This is a genomic window from Acetobacter zythi (genome assembly GCF_963921165.1).
Lineage (GTDB): Bacteria > Pseudomonadota > Alphaproteobacteria > Acetobacterales > Acetobacteraceae > Acetobacter.
The window spans coordinates 257,239-279,329 of sequence record NZ_CAWUEO010000001.1; the positions used below are offsets into that span (position 1 = coordinate 257,239).

General features: G+C 60.7%; 13 protein-coding genes. 9 read left to right on the forward strand and 4 right to left on the reverse strand.

All coding sequences use genetic code 11. The annotated features are described in order from the left end of the window. Window positions 1-96 precede the first annotated feature (96 nt). Both uvrC and AABE20_RS01365 read right to left on the reverse strand, forming a co-directional pair. Entirely contained in the window at window positions 97-2,010 is a 1,914-nt protein-coding gene (uvrC, locus tag AABE20_RS01360; RefSeq protein WP_338331482.1) for an excinuclease ABC subunit UvrC, read from the reverse strand. Window positions 2,011-2,257: 247 nt separating this feature from the next. Continuing rightward, window positions 2,258-3,328, reverse strand: coding sequence for a dipeptidase (locus tag AABE20_RS01365; protein WP_338331483.1), 1,071 nt, complete (start codon window positions 3,326-3,328; stop codon window positions 2,258-2,260). A gap of 126 nt (window positions 3,329-3,454) precedes the next feature. Between AABE20_RS01365 and AABE20_RS01370 the strand changes: the two genes are divergently transcribed. Then, window positions 3,455-4,255, forward strand: coding sequence for an exodeoxyribonuclease III (locus AABE20_RS01370; RefSeq protein ID WP_338331851.1), 801 nt, complete (start codon window positions 3,455-3,457; stop codon window positions 4,253-4,255). 85 nt (window positions 4,256-4,340) lie between these two features. Here the strand turns inward: AABE20_RS01370 and AABE20_RS01375 are convergent, their stop codons facing one another. Next, complete coding sequence (locus AABE20_RS01375; RefSeq protein WP_338331484.1) at window positions 4,341-8,552, reverse strand: translocation/assembly module TamB domain-containing protein; 4,212 nt, start codon at window positions 8,550-8,552, stop codon at window positions 4,341-4,343. Continuing rightward, window positions 8,552-10,489, reverse strand: coding sequence for an autotransporter assembly complex protein TamA (locus tag AABE20_RS01380; protein WP_338331485.1), 1,938 nt, complete (start codon window positions 10,487-10,489; stop codon window positions 8,552-8,554). The genes AABE20_RS01375 and AABE20_RS01380 overlap by 1 nt, the downstream gene beginning before the upstream one ends. A 246-nt stretch (window positions 10,490-10,735) precedes the next feature. Between AABE20_RS01380 and AABE20_RS01385 the strand changes: the two genes are divergently transcribed. The 8 genes from AABE20_RS01385 (at window position 10,736) to AABE20_RS01420 (ending at window position 22,022) form a co-directional block, all read left to right on the forward strand. Next, window positions 10,736-11,827, forward strand: coding sequence for a lysophospholipid acyltransferase family protein (locus AABE20_RS01385; protein WP_338331486.1), 1,092 nt, complete (start codon window positions 10,736-10,738; stop codon window positions 11,825-11,827). A gap of 172 nt (window positions 11,828-11,999) precedes the next feature. Then, window positions 12,000-13,418, forward strand: a complete 1,419-nt coding sequence (miaB, locus tag AABE20_RS01390) for a tRNA (N6-isopentenyl adenosine(37)-C2)-methylthiotransferase MiaB (protein ID WP_338331487.1) — start codon at window positions 12,000-12,002, stop codon at window positions 13,416-13,418. Continuing rightward, window positions 13,415-14,512, forward strand: coding sequence for a PhoH family protein (locus AABE20_RS01395; RefSeq protein ID WP_408740543.1), 1,098 nt, complete (start codon window positions 13,415-13,417; stop codon window positions 14,510-14,512). The genes miaB and AABE20_RS01395 overlap by 4 nt, the downstream gene beginning before the upstream one ends. Further along, the gene (gene ybeY / locus AABE20_RS01400) at window positions 14,496-15,038 is read left to right on the forward strand and encodes an rRNA maturation RNase YbeY (RefSeq protein WP_338331488.1); all 543 of its coding nucleotides are present in this window, start codon (window positions 14,496-14,498) and stop codon (window positions 15,036-15,038) included. The genes AABE20_RS01395 and ybeY overlap by 17 nt, the downstream gene beginning before the upstream one ends. Then, a complete protein-coding gene (locus AABE20_RS01405) occupies window positions 15,035-15,982 on the forward strand; it encodes a hemolysin family protein (RefSeq protein ID WP_338331489.1) in 948 nt (315 codons plus the stop codon). Before ybeY ends, AABE20_RS01405 begins: the two co-directional genes overlap by 4 nt. 69 nt (window positions 15,983-16,051) lie before the next feature. Next, window positions 16,052-16,663 (forward strand): DsbA family protein, encoded by a 612-nt coding sequence (locus tag AABE20_RS01410; RefSeq protein ID WP_338331490.1) that lies wholly within the window; start codon window positions 16,052-16,054, stop codon window positions 16,661-16,663. Between the two features lie 48 nt (window positions 16,664-16,711). Further along, window positions 16,712-21,259: an AAA family ATPase gene (locus AABE20_RS01415; RefSeq protein ID WP_338331491.1), complete on the forward strand. Its 4,548-nt coding sequence runs from the start codon at window positions 16,712-16,714 to the stop codon at window positions 21,257-21,259. A 52-nt stretch (window positions 21,260-21,311) separates the two neighbouring features. Beyond that, entirely contained in the window at window positions 21,312-22,022 is a 711-nt protein-coding gene (locus AABE20_RS01420; RefSeq protein WP_338331492.1) for a hypothetical protein, read from the forward strand. Window positions 22,023-22,091: the final 69 nt, after the last annotated feature.

Here is a 22,091-nt window from a genome sequence, read left to right on the forward strand (position 1 = left end):
CAGACTGGAATGGTTTGACCTATCGCAAAGTCGTCACTCATGCACAATTTGGAGCAAGGCTGCCATCCACATGCAAAAAAAGCCGGACGCCCGCCTTCAGTCAGGTGACCAACCGGGGTGGAAATGCCCATACACCGCCCGCGCCAGTTCGCGGCTGACACCCGGAGCCGCCTCCAACGCCTCCAGCCCGGCCTGTTTGACCGCACGGGCCGAGCCAAAGGTGTTAAGCAGCATTTTTTTGCGCGCAGGCCCAATGCCGGGAATATCATCCAGTTCGGACGTGACCAACGCCTTGGAGCGGCCTGACCGATGGGTGGTTATGGCAAAACGGTGTGCCTCGTCACGCAGCCTTTGCAGGTAATACAAAACCGGATCGCGCAGAGGGAGCTGAAACGGCTCCTTGTGGTCGGTATAAAACCACTCCCGCCCCGCATCCCTGTCCGGCCCTTTGGCAATACCAACCAGCTTAACACCGCTCACACCCAGTTCATCCAGTACGGCCCGCACGGCGGAGTACTGGCCTGCCCCGCCATCTATCAGCAGCACATCGGGCCAGTTGGAGGTATCTCCTTCATCCACCTCGCGCAATGCGCGGCCAAAGCGGCGTTCGAGCACCTCGCGCATCATGGCAAAATCATCCCCCGGTGTAATGGGACCTTTGATGCGGAACTTGCGATACGCCTTGCGGTTAAAGCCCTCCGGGCCGCCCACAATCATAACGCCATAGGCATGTGCGCCCTGAATGTGGCTGTTATCGTACACTTCTATACGTTCGGGCGGAGCCTCCAGCCCAAATACTTCGGCCACACCCTTGAGCAGCTTGGCCTGCCCCGCTGTTTCGGCCAGCCTGCGGTTGAGCGCATCGCGCGCATTGGTTACGGCGTGGTCAACCACCTGTTTTTTCTCGCCCCGTTGTGGGTTGAGAATTTCCACCTTTTTACCCCGCCGGAGCGTAAATGCCTCGACCATAAGCGGGCTTTCGGCCAGTGCGTGGTTGACCAGAATCTGTGCCGGGCAAGGTTTGTCATCATAAAACTGGGTGATGAAGGCGGAGAGAATGTCTGCCGCAGCCTCGTCCTGCGCATGAGCGGGGAAAAACGACCGACTGCCATTATTGCGCCCACCACGGACAAAAAAGACCTGAATACAGGTCTGCCCGGCCTCCTGCCACAGACCAAACACGTCCGCATCCTGCAAGGAGGCCGGGTTGATCACGTTGGAGTCCTGCATTTGCGCCAGCGCGCGAATACGGTCGCGCAGCACGGCCGCACGCTCAAAATCCATTTCCTCGGCGGCCTTGTTCATGTCCGCGCCCAGCGTGTCCCGCAGGGCTGTATCCTTGCCGGACAGAAAGTCCCGCGCCTGCTCAACCAGTTGCCCGTAGGCCTGCTGGTCTATGCGCTCCACGCACGGGGCGGAACACCGCTTGATCTGGAACAAAAGGCAAGGGCGGCTGCGGCTGTTAAAAACGGAATCCGCGCAGGAGCGGAGCAAAAACACCCGCTGGATCAGGTTAAGTGTCTGGTTCACTGCCCATGCGGAGGCAAACGGCCCCCACAGGCTGGCCCCCTTGATCGCCTTGCCACGATGTTTGGCAATCTGGGGGAATGCCTGCCCGTCGGTTAGCATCAGCCACGGGTAGCTTTTGTCATCACGGAGCAGAATGTTGAAGCGGGGCTTCATCCGCTTGATGTAATTGGCCTCCAGCAGCAGGGCCTCGGCCTCGGTATGGGTTGTCACGATTTCCATGGACGCCGTTTCCGACACCATGCGCCGCAGGCGTTCGGGCAAACGGGCGACCTGCGTATAGGACGTAACGCGCTTTTTGAGCGAGAGTGCTTTGCCTACGTACAGCACCTCCCCTTTGCTCCCGAGCATACGGTACACACCGGGCGAAAACGGCATGGTCCGCAAGGCAAGACGAATGACCTCCACCCCTTTGGCCGGGGGCTGCGGCAGGGCGCTGGCTTGCGCCGCTGTGTTATCCTGTGACGAATTTTGTGCAGTCATCTGGCGCTCTTTGGCGGACAATCAATTTCATCCACCGTTTTTGTGGATAAGTCTGTGGACGATGGGGGGCTGAAAGGGTGCAAACCGCAGATTTTCAGCCCTTCCAACGGATTGCATATTTTTTAATCAAACAATCCACACCCTTGATTCAAAAGGGTTTTAGTCTTTAGCGCTCTTAAGCCATCTTTGCTTTTTTGAACTCTTTGTTGAAAATAGGGCATGTCAAGAGCAATAGTGGACAAAATTTTCAGTGTGCACCACGGGCTGCAATCTCGCTTTGTTCTGCGACCTGTTCCGCCTTTTGTAACAGCCGCAAAAAGTTTTCGCCCCAGAAGGCCGCAATCTCGCTTCTATCATACCCACGGCGCATTAACTCGGCGGTAATGTTGGCCCCCTGCGTTGCGTCCTGCCAGTCGGCCAGTGCGCCCCCTCCATCAAAATCGGAGGAAATACCCACATAAGCGGGGCCAAGCCTGCGCACCACGTAGTCAATATGGTCTACAAGGTCCGCAACACCGGCTGAACGCCTGCCCTCCTCCGGTTTGGGTTTAAGGAAGGCGGGCATGGCGGTTATCTGGATCAGCCCACCGCTGGCTCCAAGCGCATCAAGCTGTTCATCATCCAGATTGCGCGGATGGTCGCATAATGTACGCACGCAGGAATGGCTGGCCACAACTGGCGTGACAGATGCCTCAACCGCCTGCAGCATGGTCTGTTTGGATGCGTGGGAGACATCCACCAGCAGGCCAAGCCTGTTCATCTCCCGCACGGCCTCGCGCCCAAGGGTGGACAGACCACCGTGTTTTTGTGGCGTATCCCCCAGACTTGGCCGGTGGATGGCCGCATCCGCCAGAGCGTTATGGCCGTTATGGGTCAGGGTTACATACCGCGCTCCACGCTGGGCAAACGCGCCCAGCAGGGCCGGGTTATCCCCCATACCGTAGCCATTTTCCACTGCGGGAATAACCGCAATCTCACCTTTGGCATGGGTGGCCCGAATATCGGCCACGCGGGAGCAGACCCGCGCTGTAACCCCATTTTGTGTGCCCTGCATGGTGTTAATGGCATCCAGCATGGCAAGGCATTCGCGCTGGACCTGCGCATGCGCCTCCGCCGTAACTGGCCCCTGCGCGGTATAGGCCACAAAACAGCCAGCCGACATGCCGCCACGGTGCATTTTGGGCAGGTCCACCTTGCGGGCGGGAGTATCCTCAAACGCATCGGCCCTGTCAGGCCACGGGATGTCTATGTGGCTATCCAGCGTGAGGAGGGCACGGTGCAGGGCTATGGCGTCCTGCTGGGGGGCTGGCGGGGTCATGACTGTATCCATCTTCTGATATCATGGGGTGGCTGCAAAAAAATGCAAGAGTCATCCCCCACGCCAACACCGTGTGCCCTGCTCTTTTTACTTGCTCTGCGGCATGCAATCCGCCATGCCCTGCCCATGCGACTTGTGACATGGAACATCAATTCCCTCCGCCTGCGTATGCCGCTGCTGGAAAAGCTGGCCACCTCCTTGCTGCCGGACGTTGTCTGTTTGCAAGAAACCAAGGTGCCGGACGCGCTTTTCCCGCTCGACGCAGTGCGCGCCCTTGGGTTTGAGCACCTGCATTACAAGGGGATGAAGGGCTACAACGGCGTAGCCATTCTCTCCCGCCTGCCATTAAGCCCGGCAACCGACACCCCAACATGGTACGGCAAGGAAGATTGCCGCCACGTTGCGGCCACCATCCACGCCCCCGGGGGCGACGTAACCCTGCATGATTTTTACGTCCCCGCAGGCGGGGATGAGCCAGACCCCGGGACCAACCCCAAATTTGCCCACAAACTTGCCTTTGTGGAGGAAGTGACCCAGTGGTTTGCCCACCACAAGCCCGCCCGGACGGTGCTTGTTGGGGACCTGAACATCGCGCCTTTGGAGCATGATGTGTGGAGCCATAAGCAACTGCTCAAAATTGTCAGCCATACTCCGCCAGAAACGGAGCGCCTGACCCATTGGCAGCAAACCGGCTTTGTGGATGCCATGCGCCATTTTGTGCCCCCTACGGACAAGCTCTACACATGGTGGTCCTACCGTAACAAGGACTGGCGCAAGTCCAACCGGGGCCGCAGACTGGACCATATATGGGTCACCCCCGACCTTGTGCCCCAGCTTGCCAGCATGAGCGTGCTGGAGGATGCCAGAGACTGGCCCTCTCCCTCCGACCACGTGCCCGTGGTTATGGACATTCACGCATCCCCCTGAGCACCCCCGCTGCTGGTGGCATATCCACCAAGGCTGCAACGGCTTGGGGAGCCTTAGGCTCAAACCCGCAAGATTTTTATAATCCCTAGTAGCGATACTGCCAGAGCAGCCCCACACTGCTGCCCGGATCGTTCTCAGGTGTGGTAAATCCGGTTACGGAACCACCCGTGCCCACGGTGGTATTGAGCTTGAGGTGGTTTGTCAGGTCCACCTGCACCTGTGCCTGTGTGCCCGAACCCGATGTGGCCTGCTTGGCCCCCACGTAAACCCCTTTCATCACGTATTTGCCGGCTTCCACGCTGGTGCCACCATTGCCAACACCCGAACCGCCCCCCACGGTCAACCTGTCCAGATGCAGGGTTTTGCGTAAGGTGCCCATGGGGTCAAAGGTTGTCAGGCCGGTCAGGGTTGCCAGCGCCGTACCCACCTCGATCATCTGGGTAGAGGATAGGGAACGGGCATCGGTGCCAAACAGCAGCATGGCCAGTACCTGATCCTGCGGGAGGGCGGGCATGGAATCAAAGCTGATTTTTGGCGCGCTGGCATATCCCCCGACCTTGAGCATGGCTGTCTGCCCTTCCACGGCACGGTCGGCCTGAAAATCGAGTGTTGGATCAAGCTGGTGCCCAACGCCGGACCCGTTAAAGCCAACCCGCCCTTTGGTGAAGTTGAGCGAAATACCCGCCAGATCAAAGTTCCCGCGTTTGAGGTCAAACCCACCGGTTACAACAGGGGCCTGCGCGGTGCCTGTGACCATCAGGCGGCCTGCCATTTCCGCATCCAGACCATGCCCTCGCACAAAAAACTTGCCCGGAGATGTCAGCTTGAGGTCCAGCCCAATAACGGATTGATGCGTGCTGGCGACTTTGGCTTCCTCCGCGCGCTGTTTTTCCTCTCCGGGGCGAATAACATCCAGCCGGGCAATGGAGGCAGGAAGCGAATTGGGGATGTTGATTTCCACACGCTGCAAATCCACCCCCCCCACAACATCCATGCGGGTGCGGACCTGCCCACGTATTGTTATGTCCGCATTAAGCACGGCAGTCAGCAGGTCGCTGCTCACCGGGCGGGCCTTTTTGGCGAACAGGCGCAGGTCTATGGGCATACCCGGCATGGCAACGCCTACAAACCCGCTCCCCCCCAGAGTGCCGTCTCCTGCTTTTGCGCTCAGGCTCTGGATAACAATACGGTCACGCGCCCCAACCACACGGCCATTGATCGCACTGAGGTGAAAGCCCTGAGCAAAGTCCTGAAAATCCGCATTGATCAGGTCAATAGCCCCCGTAACAGCCGGGGCCGCAGGGCTACCCCGGACCTGCAGGGCCATTTGCACCTGCCCCTGCGCCTGCCGCGCCTGCGCGCCCAGTATGCCGTTGGCAATGCTCAGATCCAGATGTCCATCTGCGCGCAAATCCATCTGGCCTGTTTTGGATAGGGGGGCGCTGCCCCGGACCTGAAAACCCAGCTTGCTGCCAGCCGAGGCATTGACCTGTACCTGCGCCAGTGTGCGCGCAAGGTTGGCCGTAGCATCCACCTCCATGGCAGGAACGGACGCCGCGGCCGAACTATCGGCCATACGCAGGTTACTGCCCCTGATCTGCACCTTGCCTTCAGGCTTATCCAGCGCGCCAGACAGTCTGGCATTCAGCGAGACAACCCCCGTGGCATGGAGGTCGGGCATAAACGGGTGCGCAAGAGCCGGGGTTACGTTGCGAATATCCGCCGTAACCGACAGCGTGGGTTTTATCCGCCCTGCCACATCCAGTGTGGCGGGCTGGCTGCCCGGTGTACCCAGCACCGCGCGCAGGCGGTCTATGCCCAGTGTCTCTCCAAAGGATACCAGCACGGGGGCCTGTAGGCGCAGGGTTTCCTGCTTTGCGGTGGCGGTCAGCTTCTGGAGTTTAAGATTCTTGTCCGGCAGGTCGAGCAGGGCCTGCGTGTTCAGCGCAAGCGGACTACCCGACCAGCTTGCAGGCCCCACCTGTGCTGAAAGGAGCATGGCCGTATCCGGCCCCTTGGCGCTCACAAGGGCCTGCCCGCTTACTCCGGCGACCGAAAGACCTCCAAGGCGCAGGGTCATATCCGGCGTGGGGTGGGCAACCGGGTCCGTAACAGACCCCGCCAGCGCAATAGAACCAACCCGAATGGCAGGTGTAACCACATTGCCTTTGAACTTGAGGGCCACAACAGGCTTGTCCGCTACAGTTGTGGTTGTCACAGACGCCGCCATGGAACCCGCGATTTTTTGGCCAACAAGGGGGCTGTAATCTGCCAGCCTGCCAATGGTCAGGTCCAGACTGCCCTGTGGCACCACTTCCTTGGGAGCAAGGGTGAGTGCGCCCTGCCCTTTTGTGGTGTTCCATGCCAGTTTTTGCAGGTCGAGATGGCGTGTGCCGTCAGCCGCCTGCCCAAAGGCCATATCCAGTTGTGCAGGTGCCCGGTCCAGCGTGCCCTCAAGCGCTAGCGTGCCTTGCGGGGCGGATGGCAGGTGGGCAACCGTTGCATCCAGCGCCAGTGCTCCCTTGGGCATGGTGGCTGTGCCCAGATTGGCCTTGGCCCCCAGCGTTGCCACAAAATCCTGCAATGGCCCCTTAAGAGCCAGCGTGAGTGTTGTATCCCCCCGCAGGGTAGGGGCCAGTTTTTCCAACGTCGGCAGGCTGACATTGGCAGTCATGTCCACAGTGCGTCCGGTCTGCACATGGCCCTGTACCGCAACGTCCAACGCCTGCCCGGCAAGAGTGAGGGATGACAGGTCAATCTGTTGCCCCGCAGGCGTGCTGCCCTGCGCGGGCAACGGGTGCATGGCCGCAGCCAGCGCAAAATGCCCATCTGGTCCAAGCAGACCCGCAGCCTGCGCCTGCCCACCCGTTATGGCCAGTATGCCATTGGCCACAAGATGTGTGGCGTCCTGCGGGTTAAGGGGGCGGTCGAACTGTGCATTCAGGTCCGCATGGCCGCGCAGGGGCACCCCCGCCGCCTCACCCACAGGTAGCAGGTCTGGCACATTCAAACTGAGTGTGCCGTTCTGCGGAGCCTGCGCCCGCACTTTGCCCGACAGGGCAAGAACGGGGTGATCGAGTGTAAACACAACAGGCATGCCCGGCTCGGCGGGTTTGAGCAGGGCGTCCAGCTTAAGCGGGGCCGCCGCCAGCATGGTGGGGGCTTTACCGGGCAGGCGCACTCCATCGGCTGTGAGCGTGAGGTGGAGCTGCTCAGCCAGAGCGCTGGCACTCCCGCCCTCCCCTGCAAAACGAACACTCAGCGTGCCAACCTGCACACCCGATGCGGCCAGTTGGTCCACATCCAGTTGTGCTGTGCCGTGGGGGGCGGCCATTTTGCCATTCAGGCGGGCAGCAAGGCGCACAGCCTGCCAGCCCATATCCGGCGTAAGGCTAAGCTGCGGAGATTGCGCGGACAGTTCCAGACTGCTCATCTGTTGCCCAAGCAGATCCAGCGTGCCCCGGGCACGCGCACTGATAGCCCCGGCGGAGGCATCAAACGCCAAAGTGGTGGCGGCAGGCGAGCCTTGCATGTCCAGCTTGAGGGCCACGGGGGCCAGTTGCGGCATACCCAGCCCGGTTGCGGCAAACCCGCCTGCACCTTCGCTTGCACTCAGGTGCAGGGCCAGCCTGCCCTTCCCTGTTGCCGTGGCAAGGCCGATCTGCCCCGCCTGATCCAGCCGCGTAACCTGCAAGGCAATATCTGACTGCGGGAGTTTGGGCAGGCTCAACCCGTTAATCACCGGGTCAATATTGGCCAGCTTGCCGTGGCCACTCACCCGAAAGCTGGCGGCCTGCCCGGCAAGGGGCGCGCCCACGTTAATCCGCCCGACCTCCAGCCTGCGAATATCCACCCCCAATCGCAATGCGGATGGAGCGGAAGGAGCCACCGGAGTCGGCTGCGGTGTGGCATCGGACACGGGCAGGCGTGGAATATCCAGTTCCCCTGCGGTAAAGGCATAAATCTTTGCCTGCCGCCACACCATGGCCAGAGGCGACCAGTCCAGCCGCACATCGTGCAGTGTCAGCCACGCCCCCTGCCGGTCGTGGATGGCAAGGGTTGCAACATGCAGATTATCTGGAAAACGCCCGGACAGCCCCGCAAGCCTGACCATGCCCCCGGTCAGGGATTCGGTCTGGCGGACCAGCATCCGCCGCCCCGGCCCCGTATTGGCCCCCACAAGCAGAACCGTTATTGCCAGCACACCAATGCCCAGCAGCGAACCCACAGCAATAAGTGCAATACGGCCTGCACGCCGCCACAGGCTGCGAGGGGGGGAGGACGTAGCATCTGGCATTAAAATGTTTCCCCCAGCCCAATATACAGGTCCCACGTATCGCCTCGTGGTGCGCGGTTCAGTGGCACGGCCACATCCAGCCGGACCGGACCAATGGGGGTGTAATACCGCACACCGCCCCCCGCACCCACACGCAGGGTGCCGGTAAAGGGCATACTGCTGCTCCCCACCTGCCCCGCATCCGCAAAGGCGGCCATGCCAAAACTTTTGAACAGCCGCTGCCTGTATTCTACCGTTCCCGCATCCAGCGAGGTGCCGCCAATGGCGTATTTGGTGTGGCCATATTGCGGCCCGACCCCCTGCCAGCGGTAGCCACGCACTGTGGCGCTCCCCCCTGCATACATGCGCTGATCAGGCGGAATATCCCACGTACCAGCCCCCTGAATACTGCCAATAGTCCCACGAAAAGCCAGAATACTGCGCCCCGGACGGCTGATACCCAGCTTATGCAGGTCCACATAGGTGGAGGCCGTTGCGTTCATAATGGTAAAGAACGATGTGCCCGCCCCCTTATTCCCCAAAGAGACCGAGGGGGTGACATTGATGTTCGCGCGCACACCATGTGTTGCAGGCTCTATGGGGTTACCCACCCCCGTATTGTCATACATGCCCGAAAGCGGGGCCGAAAGAATGGTGTAACTGCGGGTTGTGCCAAACTGCTCAATGCTTTCCTGCTCGGCGGCAAGGCCAAAATTCCCATTCCAGTTTTTGGCCAGCGGGCGGGTTATGCCCCCACGCAGCAGCAGGGCTGTCTGCCGGTACGACCAGAACAACTGGCGCAGCCCCTCTATGCGGGCATTCAGGTTTTGTCTGGATTCCAAAAAGTCGGGCTTAAAAAAATCTGCATACACGTCATACCCAAGCCCCTGCTGGGCGGACCCCCCAAGGCCGGTAATCAGGGCGGTCAGGCGTAGGCGCTCGGCATTGCCCAGCAGGTTGTTGTGGGTCCACATGGCCCCCACACGTGCGCCAAGGTCCGTGGAATACCCAAGTTCCGCCCCAATGGAGTGGCGCTTGCCCTCCTGGAACAAAAAATCCAGCGGCATGGTGCCGTTAACCGCCTTATTGGAGGCATCCTTGACCGTAACATTGGAAAATACACCCAGCGTGGTCAGGTCCTGCCGGGCGGCTTCTATGCGGGATGGCTGGTAAAGCTGGCCTTCATGCACAGTCAACCGCCTGCGCACGAACGATTCATGCACCCGTTTAAGCCCGTCCAGATTGATCTTGCCAATATCCAGTACGGGGCCGGGCACAACGGGGTACACAATATCCAATGTTTTGGTGGCAGGGCGCAGGTAGGCCATGGGTTTGTCCACCTGCGCCAGCGCATGCCCGCTTTCGCGCAGTGCATCCAGCAGGCGGCCACCGGCTGCCAGTACGTCCGCCGCTATGGCGGGTTGGCCTGTGTGCAGGCCAAACGCCTTTTGCTGATCCGGGGTGAGTTGTGGCGCCACGCCGGTTGCACTTTCCACCAGCTTGACCGACCCCACATGGAAAAGCGGACCTTTATCAACCTTGACGGTAATATCCACTTTTTCGTTCGCTGGCACGGCGCCAATCCATGTGGCCAGAGCGGTGGACATGCCATCCATGGCAAGACCCTGCTTGCCACTACGGAGCATGATATGCACCGTACCATCGTAATATCCGCAACTTTCCAGCGCACTGCGCAGGCGGTCATATTCGTTCCGAACCCGCCCGGCCAACGCAAACGGACCAACAGCGCGCGTGGATTGCAGGCTTAACAGATCCGAAGAGGTTTTGAGCGCGGTGTCCAGATCGCTCTGCCCTGTGGGGGCCAGACTTGTTACATACGGTTGTGGGTCTGCCGCGCGGGCGCCGCACGATAACGCGCCCCACAGCGCCGCCCCAGCCAGAAGGCGATTCGCGGTGCCTGTATACCTGCCAAATATATTGCGGTTGTAAACGGCCACTCTACCCCGTCTGCCTGTTGCTCAATAACGTTCATACGACCTGTTATGCGGCCTTATTTTTGCACGTCTACCCTGCCTATAACCACACCATGACAAAATTTAGGTACGTCCGCCAAAAAAACCTTCATACACGGTGGATTGTCCCTTTACCCATCTTCGCGGTATGAGAACGCATGTTTATGTGTTTCTTCCACATTGCTGCCCGCTCCTTGGCCTGCCCGGCCAGTCTCTGGCAGAAGCAGGACCATGCGCACCAAGCCTGACCAACCTACGCAGCCCCTGCCCTTGGGCACGCCTGCCGCCACCGCCCCGATCTCTCCCCTTCCCTCATGGGTAGATGTGCTGTTCCGCCGTGCGGGAGAAGCGCGTTCGGCCATACGTCTGGCCGGATTGCTGGTGTGGGTGCCACTTTCCGTTGGGTTTGAAGCCTGCCTGCTGCCTGTACCCGGCACGGCCAAAATCCGCTGGACGCGGGTTATCTGGGGTGTGCTGTGCCGTATTATTGGCCTGCGCATTACCGTAAAGGGCAAACGGGCTGGCACGGTTGGGGGCATAAAAGCCCGCAAACGGGGTGAGCGGCCTGTTATTTATATTTCCAACCATATGTCCTGGCTGGACGTGCCTGTGCTGGGCACACTGCTACCCTCTGTTTTTGTGGCCAAGGGGGATATTGAAAAATGGCCGGTCATGGGGTTGGTCTCCCATATCGGGCGCACCATTTTTGTCAGCCGCCAGCGCAGCACCACCGGCCGCGAACGGGACCTGATGATCCAGCGCATGGTGGAAGGAGACAATCTGATTCTCTTCCCCGAAGGAACATCCTCCGACGGATCGCGCGTTCTGCCGTTTATGTCCGCTTTTTTTGCCATCGCCAAACTGCCCAAACTCAAGGACGGCATGGACAAAAGCCTGCTGCCAGTCACCTACGCGCCGGGCATGGCCCCCCTTATCCAGCCAGTCTCCCTTGTTTATGACCGGCTGGAGGGCCTGCCGATCAGCCGTTTCCGCCGCCCGGTTTTTTCATGGTACGGGGATATGGATCTGGGGCCGCATGTCTGGCAGCTTTTGCAATGGAAACGCTCGCGCGTGACCGTTGTTCTGCACGAACCACTGGACCCGGACCTGTTCCCCAGCCGCAAGGCGCTGGCGCAGGCCGCATGGAAGGCGGTAGCCGATGGCTGCGCTGACCTGCGGCAAAACCGCGAGCCACGGATTCAGCCCGGCCGGTTCAACCCGGCGACCCTGCCTGCCAATTTTTTGCCCGCGCATATCAAGAAAACAAAACTGCTGCTTGACAGAACCACCTCATTTTTTGCTTCATTCAAAAAGAGGACATAATCCAGCGGGGTCGCATTCCTGCGCTTCCGTATTGTTCAGGGCAGGAGACCACTCTGTCAGGCACGGCATGGACCTTATTACACGCCAATCCCCACCGCTCACCAGCAAGCCGTGAGAAAAGAGGCTTGACCTGCGCCGCCTCACGCCTGATGTCCTCTTTCCGCCGCATGGAATGGGCCAGCGGCAGAGCGGAGTGGCAGCCATTATGACCCGAACCCCCGACCAGACAGCACCATCACGCGCCCTGCATGTGATTACATGGGGCTGCCAAATGAACGTGTACGACAGTGCACGCATGGGGGATGTGCTGCGCCCACTGGGCTACCAGCCGGTGGATACGCCCGACACGGCGGACATGATCATCCTGAACACCTGCCATATCCGTGACCGTGCAGCGGAAAAGGTTTTTTCCGAACTGGGCCGCCTCCGTCTGATCAAGGAGGCCCGTAAAGCGGAAGGCCAGCAGACCATTATTGCCGTAGCCGGTTGTGTGGCACAGGCCGAAGGGCAGGAAATTCTGGCCCGCGCCCCGTATGTGGATCTTGTGCTTGGCCCCCAGACCTACCACCGCCTGCCCGAAATGGTGGCCCGTGCAGCCCGTGCAGGCAAAGCGGTGATTGAAACCGATTTCCCAGCGGAGCAGAAGTTTGACTTCCTGCCCGAAGCAGAAGCACCGCAGACGCCGGGCAATTACACAGCCTTCCTGACCATTCAGGAAGGGTGCGACAAATTCTGCTCGTTCTGCGTGGTGCCCTACACCCGTGGCGCGGAAAGCAGCCGTAGCGCGCAGTCCGTTCTGGCCGAAGCCCGCCGCATGGCCCAAAGTGGCGTGCGCGAGATCAGCCTGCTGGGCCAGAACGTCAACGCCTATCACGGGATTGGCCCGGACGGCACGGTGTGGGACCTGACCCGCCTTGCCTATGCGCTGGCCGAAATTCCCGGCCTGTCGCGCATCCGCTACACCACATCCCACCCACGGGATATGGATGAAGCGCTGATCGCAGCGCACCGCGACCTGCCCGCCCTTATGCCGTTCCTGCATCTGCCCGTTCAATCCGGCTCGGACCGCATCCTGCGCGCCATGAACCGTGGGCACACGGCAGACGAATACCGCGACCTTGTCCTGCGCCTGCGTGCGGCAAGGCCGGACCTCGCCCTGTCCTCCGACTTTATTATCGGCCACCCCGGAGAGACGGACGAGGACTTTGAAGCCACCATGCAGCTTGTGCGTGATGTGGGTTTTGCACTGGCCTATTCCTTCAAATACTCCCCCCGCCCCGGCACACCGGCTGCGGGTGCGCCCCTACAGGTGCCGGAGGACGTCAAGGATGCCCGCCTGCAAGCCCTGCAAAAACTCCTGCGCGAACAGCAAGATGCGTTCAACGCCTCCATGGTTGGCAAGAGTGTGCCCGTCCTGTTTACTGGCAAAGGGCGTAAGCCCGGGCAAATAACAGGACGTTCACCCTGGCTCCAGCCGGTCCATGTGATCGGCCCTGACCACCTGATCGGTCAGACCCTGCCAGTCCGCATAACAGAACGCCTGACAAATTCGCTGGGCGGCATTCTGGAAGAGGAGAATGTTTACGCTTGAATACCACGCGCACGTCCCCCCCTCCTTCCGTCGCGGTTGCGGAGCTGGCTCAGCCCGTAACACTGCAGTTTGAAAACAACGCGCTCCTTGCCCGACTGGTCGGAGACCACGACCGGCATCTGCGCTGCCTGGAAGAAGGGCTGGAAGTGGACGTTGCGCGACGCGGCAACCGCATTTCCATCCGTGGTCTGCCAGAGACCACGTCCCTTGCCCGCACGACCCTTAGCCTGCTGTACCAAAAACTGGCAGCGGGCGAGACCATAGACATCAGCGCAGTAGAGGCGGCCATACGCATGTCCAGAGTGCATGAAAGCAGACCCTCCCTCCCCCTGTCTGTTGCTCCGGCAACCCCCATTGCCAACCAGGACCCCACATGGCCCATTATCCGGCTACGGCAGGGTAATATAGAACCCCGCTCCCCCGGACAGGCCACCTACATGCGCGCCCTTGCCAGCAAGGAGCTTGTCTTTGGCATTGGCCCCGCAGGTACGGGCAAAACCTACCTTGCTGTGGCGCAGGCGGTCTCCCTCCTGCTTGCAGGCTCCATTGACCGGATCATCCTCTCCCGCCCTGCGGTGGAAGCTGGCGAGCGGCTTGGCTTTTTGCCCGGTGATATGAAGGACAAGATCGACCCCTACCTGCGCCCGCTCTACGATGCCCTGCACGACATGCTCCCCGGCGATCAGGTCATGCGCCGCATGAGTGCTGGCGAAATTGAGGTCGCCCCCCTTGCCTTCATGCGTGGGCGCACACTCTCGCACGCATTTGTTATTCTGGACGAAGCCCAGAATACCACCATAGCGCAGATGAAAATGTTCCTGACCCGTCTGGGGCCAGGCTCACGCATGGTTGTAACTGGGGATCTGACCCAGATCGACCTGCCGCACGACACACCCTCGGGCTTGCAGGATGCGGTGGATACGCTTGAAAACGTCAAGGGAATTACCATTTCCCGTTTTGAAGCGGCCGATGTTGTGCGACACAAGCTGGTCGCGCGCATTATTGAAGCCTATGATGCCAAAACGACGACGGCTGATAAAAAAGGGCACTCCCGCCACAAGGGCCGTCAGGAGAACAATGGAACCGCGAAGTAGCCTTGGCCCTGTCTTGACCCAAGACGTGGCCGACCCGGTGGATACGGACCCGTATCCGGCAGGGTTTCATGATGAGTTGACACAGGACGGCCCGGACGTGCTGGTCCGGGACGCCCGCTGGCGCTCCTACGCCCCCACACCCGAAAAAACCGTGCGCCGTGCTCTGGCGGCATGCGCGCAATACGGTCTGGAACCCGGCACTGTTGTGCTGGCGACAGACCGGGAGGTGCGACTGCTCAATGGCAGACACCGGGGCAAGCACAAGCCAACCAACGTGCTGACCTTTGAACCCCCACCGGGCTATGGCGGAGGGGATATTATTCTGGCGCTGGAAACAGTCGTGCGCGAAGCCCGCAAGGCTGGTCGCCCGGTCAGCCACCATCTGGCGCATCTGGTTGTGCATGGCAGTCTGCATCTGGCAGGCTACGACCACCACCACCCAGGCGAAGCACGGGAAATGGAAATGCTGGAATCCCGCCTGCTTTCCCGCATGAAAGTGCCTAACCCGTGGAAGACCCGGTCATGAGCGAACACGAGACTTCAACCGAACGGGCGGACCCTTCCGGGCGTGGCCTGTTTTCGTTTTTTCAGCGCAAAAAGCCCACGGGCGGGTTGCGCAGTTCCATTGCAGCCCTTGTGCAACAGGCCGCCGAAGCAGGGGATGAAACCGCCCCAGACGGTGAAAAACCCGAGCTGGACCGGCAGGAACGCGCGCTCATCGCCAATATTTTGCGCCTGCGCAATATCTCAGCCGACGATGTGATGGTGCCCCGGGCCGATATTGTGGCCATGCCGGTGTCCATCAGTCTGGACGAAGCACTGGCCATGATGCGGCGCGAAAACCACTCGCGCATGCCGGTCTATCGCGATCAGCTGGATGATATTGTGGGCATGATCCACGTTAAGGATCTGATCGCCTATGTTGGCACCAGCGAGGCGTTTAATCTGGAACCCCTGCTCCGCCAGCCGCTGTTTATTGCCCCGCAAATTCCCGTGCTGGACCTGCTTTTGCAAATGCGCCAGCGCCATATGCATCTGGCGCTCGTGATTGACGAATATGGCGGCATTGACGGTCTGGTGACCATTGAAGACCTGATCGAAACCATTGTGGGCGATATTTCCGACGAACATGACGAACCCGAGGCGGTGCTGATTACCCCGCGCCCCGATGGGTCGTTTGATGTGGACGCCCGCTGCCCGGTGGAAGAGTTCGAGCAAAAAATTGGCCCGATTCTGACTGAGAGCGAAAAAGAAGCCGAAATCGAGACCATTGGTGGTCTTGTCTTCCGCATGGCCGGGCATGTTCCCACGCGCGGCGAGGTGCTGACGCACGAAAACGGCTATCTGTTCCGCGTGCTGGATGCCGATGCACGGCACATCCGCCGCGTTAGGGTTCGCAGGTTGCTCAACGAGGGGGAAAATGCCGCCACCACCCCCTCTGTGGCTGGTCAGCCCTCAACAACAGGTTGACGGCAGTTCTTTCTGCCGCCATCCCTGTTCCCAGAATTATGGTCCATTGATCGGGAAGGCTTGGTTCTCATGTCCTTTACACGTCGTTCTTTTCTTGTCGCCACGGGTGCCGCACTCACTGCTGGCTCATTCCAGAGTGCGGCCTTTGCGGCCGATGCGCTCTTTACCCCCCGCGTGCTGGGCAACCCCAACGCCAAGGTTGTGGTGGAGGAATGGTTCTCCCTGACGTGCATCCACTGCGCGCATTTTGCGGAAGAAACCTTTCCGCAGGTTAAGAAAAACCTGATCGATACGGGCAAAATCCGTTACGTTTTTCATGACTTCCCCACCGACCAGCTCGCAACCCTTGCCGCCATGGTTGCCCGCACCCTGCCGGTAGAACGGTACGAACCCTTCTGCTCGGCTGTGCTGTCCAGTCTGGACCGCTGGGCTTATAACAACGAAGTCGACCACAAGGCCGAGTTGCAAAAAATGGCCGCCTTTGCCGGCATGCCCGCCGAAACATTTGAAAAAGCGGTCACGGACCAGAAGCTGCTCCAGTTCATCATGACCGAACAGAGCGAAGCACAGGACAAATACAACATTGAGTCCACGCCCACATTCCGCTTCAACAATAAGGAGCAGGTGTCCAGCGCCCTCTCCTACGATGACTTTGTCAAATATCTGACGAAGGCAAGCTGACTGTTTTTTTAACAGTCAGCCCTCCCGACCAGAAAAACACAGATCTGCATGACGGTTCGTTTTGTTCGCCTCCGCATTGTGGGGTTCAAAAGCTTTGCCGACCCCATAACCGTGGAGCTGCTCCCCGGACTGACCGGCGTTGTTGGCCCTAATGGTTGCGGCAAATCCAACGTGGTGGAAGCGCTACGTTGGGTTATGGGCGAATCCTCCGCCCGCTCCCTGCGTGGGGGCGAAATGGACGACCTTATTTTTGCAGGCACAACCGGTCGCCCCGCCCGCTCTCTGGCGGAAGTCACCGTAACGCTGGAAGGGACCAGGGGCTTTGGCCCCGCAGCCTTTGCCGATCTGGACGAACTCCAGATTACCCGCAGGGCCGAACGCGGAGCAGGCAGCGAATACCGGATTAATGGCCGCACCGTCCGTGCGCGAGATGTGCAAACCCTGTTTGCCGATCTGGCGTCTGGTGCGCGCTCTTCCGCCATGGTCAGTCAGGGCCGGGTGGCCATGCTGGTTGGGGCACGGCCAGAAGAGCGGCGTAGTATTCTGGAGGAAGCGGCAGGCATTACCGGCCTGCACGCCCGCAGGCACGAAGCCGAGATTAAACTCCGCGCGACCGAGGGCAACCTGACCCGCGCGGAAGACCGCCGCGTACAACTGACCGAGCGGTTGAGCGGGCTTGCCGAACAATCGCGCGAGGCCACACGCTACCGCGAAATTTCCGCCGCCCTGCGCGAGGCGGAAACCGAACTGCTGGCAGTCCTGCACGCCCGGGCCAGACTGGCCGTGGAACGCGCGGCCACCATGGCCGCACAGGCGCGCAAAAACCTGAGCACGCACGAAGAAACCGCCGAAACAGCCGTTCTGGCTGAATTTGAAGCCACAAAGGCCCTGCCCGCCCTGCGTGAAAAAGCAGACGCCGCCCGTACCGCACTCGAACGGTGCCGTGTGCTGGCCGAAGGTGTGGTCCGGGAAGAAGAGCGTGCCGCAGCACAGGCACAGGCCGCCGCCGAGTTGTTGTTGCAGCACGAGGCTGATGCCCAGGCCGCCCAGACTCGCCTGCAGGATGTTCTGGACACACTGGAACGGCTCCAGACAGAAAAAGCCGAGGCGCAGGCTGCGCAAACATCGCTCCCCACCCGCACAGCCGATGCCGAGCAGCAGCTCCAGCACCTGAGTGCGCAGCAAAGCGAAACCGAACAGGCCCTTGTCAGCCTGACCGCCGACCTGAACGCAGCCCGCGCAGGTAAGGAACGGGCCGAAGATGGCCTGACCAGTGCCCGCGCACGGCATGACCGGGTCTGTTTGGCACTCAGCACCCTTCAAGCCGAACTGGCGGAACTGGAGAGCCAGCTTCCTTCCGAGCAGGCTCTAAGCACAGCGCAGGAACGGGCAGAGCAGGCAAATCTTGCTCAACTGGCGGCCAAAGCCGCGCAGGATGAGGCCGAGCGCCTTTGCGCCCAGTGCAATGTTGACCTCTCCATTGCCAAAAACAACGCGCAGGCCGCACAAGCAGCCCAAACAGAACAACAAAAAGCCCTGCAACAGGCCCGCCAGCGCCTGACATCCCTGCAAACCGAACTCCATGCCGCAGAAAAGCGCCATGCCGAAGCACTGGAGGCGCTGGTCAGCCCCGACGTGCTGAACACCCTGCAAACCAACAGCCAGCACGCCACAACAGCACTCGACCTTGCTACTCAGGCGCAGGAACAGGCCGAGGCCGAACGCCGCGCGGCCAGCACCGCCTTTACCGAGGCCAGCCGCGCTGCGCAGGAGGCCGAGGCACACCAGCGCAGCGCGGCCGAGGCCCTGCGTACAGCCCGCACCACACAGCAGCGCGCGCAGCATGAAGCACAAACCCTTGCGCGCGAGCTGGACAAAATCCGGGCCGAAGCCATTGCCGACACAGTTCTGGCCGAGGCCCGACAGGCCCGCACCCAACACGAAAACGCTCTGGCCCAAACCGGCGCGGATATGGAGCAGGCCGAGCACACCCTGAGTGAGCAAAAGGCCCAACACACCACAGCTTGCGAACAGCAGGCCTCTCTCCAAACCGAACTGACCCGCCTGCAAGCACAGGCCGAAGGGTTGGATCAGGCGCTTGGGCAGGATAGCGCGGTAGCGGAAAACCCCGTTTCCACCCAGATCACTGTTCCTGAGGAATACGAAAACGCTCTGGCCGCCGCTCTGGCGGAAGGGCTGGACGCACCAACAGCGGGCGATGCGCCACAGGGCTGGCGGCAGCTCCCGCCCGAAAGTCTGCCTGCCCTGCCCGGCGGCGCGCAGCCACTCAAAGCCTGCATATCGGCCCCACCTGAGCTGGACCGCGTTCTACTCTCCACCGGTCTGCTCCCCCATGGCGCGGATGGGCATGTACTCCAGCAGGCTCTGGCGCCGGGGCAATGCCTTGTGTCCACCACCGGGGATTTGTGGCGATGGGATGGGTTTTACGCCCGTGCAGGCGGGACCAGCACCGCCGCCCGCAGGTTGGCCCAACGCCGCATTCTGCGCGAAACGCAACTGCGCCTTGCCACATTACAGGCTGACCTGCCCGCCATACAGGCCAGCGTGGCCACCTGCGCCACAGCCGTACGAACCAGCGAGGACACGCTTAAAGACCTCAGGAACAGGCGGCACGTGCAGGAGCAATCCCTGCAAAAAGCCCGTGCGCATGAGACCGAAACAGAACGCCGCCACGCCTCCTACCGCGCCCGGCTGGACGCCATGCTCCCCCAGCATGAGCGCGCACAGGCCGCACTGGAGGAAGCGGAAACCACTCTGACCCAAGCCCAGAGCACCCATGAAAGCCTGCCCTCGTTGCAGGATATTCAGTCCGCGCTCGCCACAACGCGCAACACAAACACAGCAGCACAGGCAGCCGAGCAGCAGGCCCATACGGCTTTCAAGCAGGCACAGGCGACTTTGCAGGCCGCACGGGACAAACTTGCACAAACCGAGCAGCAGCACGCATCCGCCACCACCCGGTTGGAAACACTCACCCCCGAGCTTGAGCGCCTGCGCCACAATCTGGCAACAGAAGCCACGACCGTAACGGAACTGGAAGCCAGACTGGCCTCGGCCCAGTCCGTGCAGCACGCACAGGCGGCCCTGCGCGATGCACAGGACAAGCTGAATACAGCCAACGCCGCCCTACAGGAGGCAACACAGGCCACTTTGCGCGCCGATGAGCTGGCCGCCGCAACCGCGCAGACCAACCGCCACTTACAAGAACAGGCCCTGACCCTGCGCAGCCGTCTGGCGGGGCTGACCCCACGGCAGGCGGAACTGCAAACCGAACACACGGATGCCGCACAACTCCTGCACACAGCACAAGCCACGCTGGAAGCAGCCCTAGCCGCCATACCTGAAGATGCCGAAGCCAGACTGGAGCAGCTCAACACCCAGCGGGCCGACCTCCTGACCAGACTGGACAGCGCGCGGGAACTGCGGGCCGCGTTACAGGCCGAGTCCTCCACACTGGCAGACCGACTGGCCGCACTGGAGACCGCACAGGCGGAATGGGCAACGCGCGAAAGCCTTGCCCGTACGGACAACACCAACGCCCTGCAACGGCTGGAAAGTGCGCGCGCCAACCATAGCAGGGTGGCCGAACTCCCCACTGCCGCGCAACAACAAAAAGCCAGCACTCTGGCAGCTCTGGAAGACGCGGAAGACCATTTTACCCAGACCGACCGTTTGCGGGCCGAGGCCGAAGCCGCACTGAGCGCCGCCCATGAGCAGCGCCGTAAAACCGAAGGCGAACTGGCCACAGCGCGTGAAAATCTGCTTAAGGCGGAAGGCAAGAGTGAACAGGCTCAGGCCATTCTGGACCAGTTGCTGGTCGAGACACCCAACCCGCCCAGACAACCCGTTTCCGACCTGACAGAAGGGGCCGAAACCTCCCTGCGCCGCAAGATTGCCCGCCTGACCCGTGAGCGGGACGATATGGGGCCGGTCAACCTGCGCGCTGAACTTGAAGCGGAGGAAGCCTCCACCCAGGCCCAGACGCTAGGGGCGGAAATGAGCGACCTGGAGGAAGCCATAAACCGGTTGCGCGGCTCCATCGGTTCGCTCAACAAGGAAGGGCGCGAGCGGCTTATGGCTGTGTTCACGCAGGTGGACCAGCATTTCCAGTCTCTGTTTACGCGCATGTTTGGTGGTGGGCGCGCCCATCTGGGCCTTGTGGGGAGCGATGACCCGCTTGAAGCCGGGTTGGAAATTTATGCCCAGCCACCGGGCAAAAAACTGGCCACATTGTCCCTCCTCTCCGGAGGTGAACAAGCTTTAACCGCGCTTTCCTTGATTTTTGCGGTTTTCCGCTGTAACCCTGCTCCGATATGCGTATTGGATGAAGTGGATGCTCCACTGGATGACGCCAATGTAGGCCGCTTTAGCGCCCTGCTCGGCGACATGGTTGTAGAGGCCGGTACGCGTTTTCTGGTTGTGACACACCACCAGCTCACCATGGCCCATATGGACCAGCTCTTTGGTGTAACCATGCAGGAGCGCGGAGTAAGCCGCGTTCTTTCTGTTGATCTGGCTAAAGCGGCCTCGATGGTCGGTCAGAAGGACAAGGAACCCACTGATGTCACATCCTGAAATGGGAGCTGACATATCTGTCTGCTGCAGTGTGCCCACTTCGCACAGGTGTTTGAAAAAAATTGCCCTTGCGGCAACTCTGTGCGTTGCATCCGTGGCGGTACTGGCCATTCACCACACCAAAACCAGTGGTATTATGGCGCGTATTCACCACGGGCTTATTGTGTGCGCCAGCAATACGGGCACGCAGAATGTGGCACAGGCTGCGACCATTTCCTCCATTGACCGCCCCGGCATGATCCGCCTTGGCCTGACAAGCAGTGCGAATGGGCAGGTTGCAGTGGAACCCGGCAGCAGCACACTTGCTACCGTTCTGAACACCGCCAGCCATTCCAACACCCTGCTGATGTTGGACCTGCACGGTGCAGACCCCAAGGCCGTGGCGTTCGAGGTCAGCAAGGCCCATATGCGTGACCGGGTTATTTTTGTACCCGCAGACTACAAAAGTACTGCCGCAGCCTTAAAAGCCGATTCCAAGGTTATGGTGGCCATTCCCATAAACTCCGAGCGGGACGCCTATAACGCCCACCGCATGGCCGGTCGCCACCCTTACGCAGCCTATCTTTCCCCCTCCGCCGCACCAAGCCTGTTCTCTCTGGTCCACCGCGATGCAGAGGCCATTATTACCGATAGTCCTTCGGCCAAAATCTCCACTGCTGATTTTCTGGCAAACCGGCCGGTTGATATTGTGATCACGCACCAGCCTTACCAGTTGACCACATCGCTTGCAGTCCCTGCATCCACGGTCACGCACTCCGAATAATACACTCTTGCGCGCAGCACCCCGAAGACCACACGGGGGCACACACGCTGACCTGCGGGACGCTTAAAA

Bases quoted from the DNA above. Each gene is read 5' to 3' on its own strand.
- uvrC (WP_338331482.1), bottom strand. From the start codon at position 2,010: ATGACTGCACAAAATTCGTCACAGGATAACACAGCGGCGCAAGCCAGC.
- AABE20_RS01365 (WP_338331483.1), bottom strand. From the start codon at position 3,328: ATGACCCCGCCAGCCCCCCAGCAGGACGCCATAGCCCTGCACCGTGCC.
- AABE20_RS01370 (WP_338331851.1), top strand. From the start codon at position 3,455: ATGCGACTTGTGACATGGAACATCAATTCCCTCCGCCTGCGTATGCCG.
- AABE20_RS01375 (WP_338331484.1), bottom strand. From the start codon at position 8,552: ATGCCAGATGCTACGTCCTCCCCCCCTCGCAGCCTGTGGCGGCGTGCA.
- AABE20_RS01385 (WP_338331486.1), top strand. From the start codon at position 10,736: ATGCGCACCAAGCCTGACCAACCTACGCAGCCCCTGCCCTTGGGCACG.
- miaB (WP_338331487.1), top strand. From the start codon at position 12,000: ATGGGCCAGCGGCAGAGCGGAGTGGCAGCCATTATGACCCGAACCCCC.
- ybeY (WP_338331488.1), top strand. From the start codon at position 14,496: ATGGAACCGCGAAGTAGCCTTGGCCCTGTCTTGACCCAAGACGTGGCC.
- AABE20_RS01405 (WP_338331489.1), top strand. From the start codon at position 15,035: ATGAGCGAACACGAGACTTCAACCGAACGGGCGGACCCTTCCGGGCGT.
- AABE20_RS01410 (WP_338331490.1), top strand. From the start codon at position 16,052: ATGTCCTTTACACGTCGTTCTTTTCTTGTCGCCACGGGTGCCGCACTC.
- AABE20_RS01415 (WP_338331491.1), top strand. From the start codon at position 16,712: ATGACGGTTCGTTTTGTTCGCCTCCGCATTGTGGGGTTCAAAAGCTTT.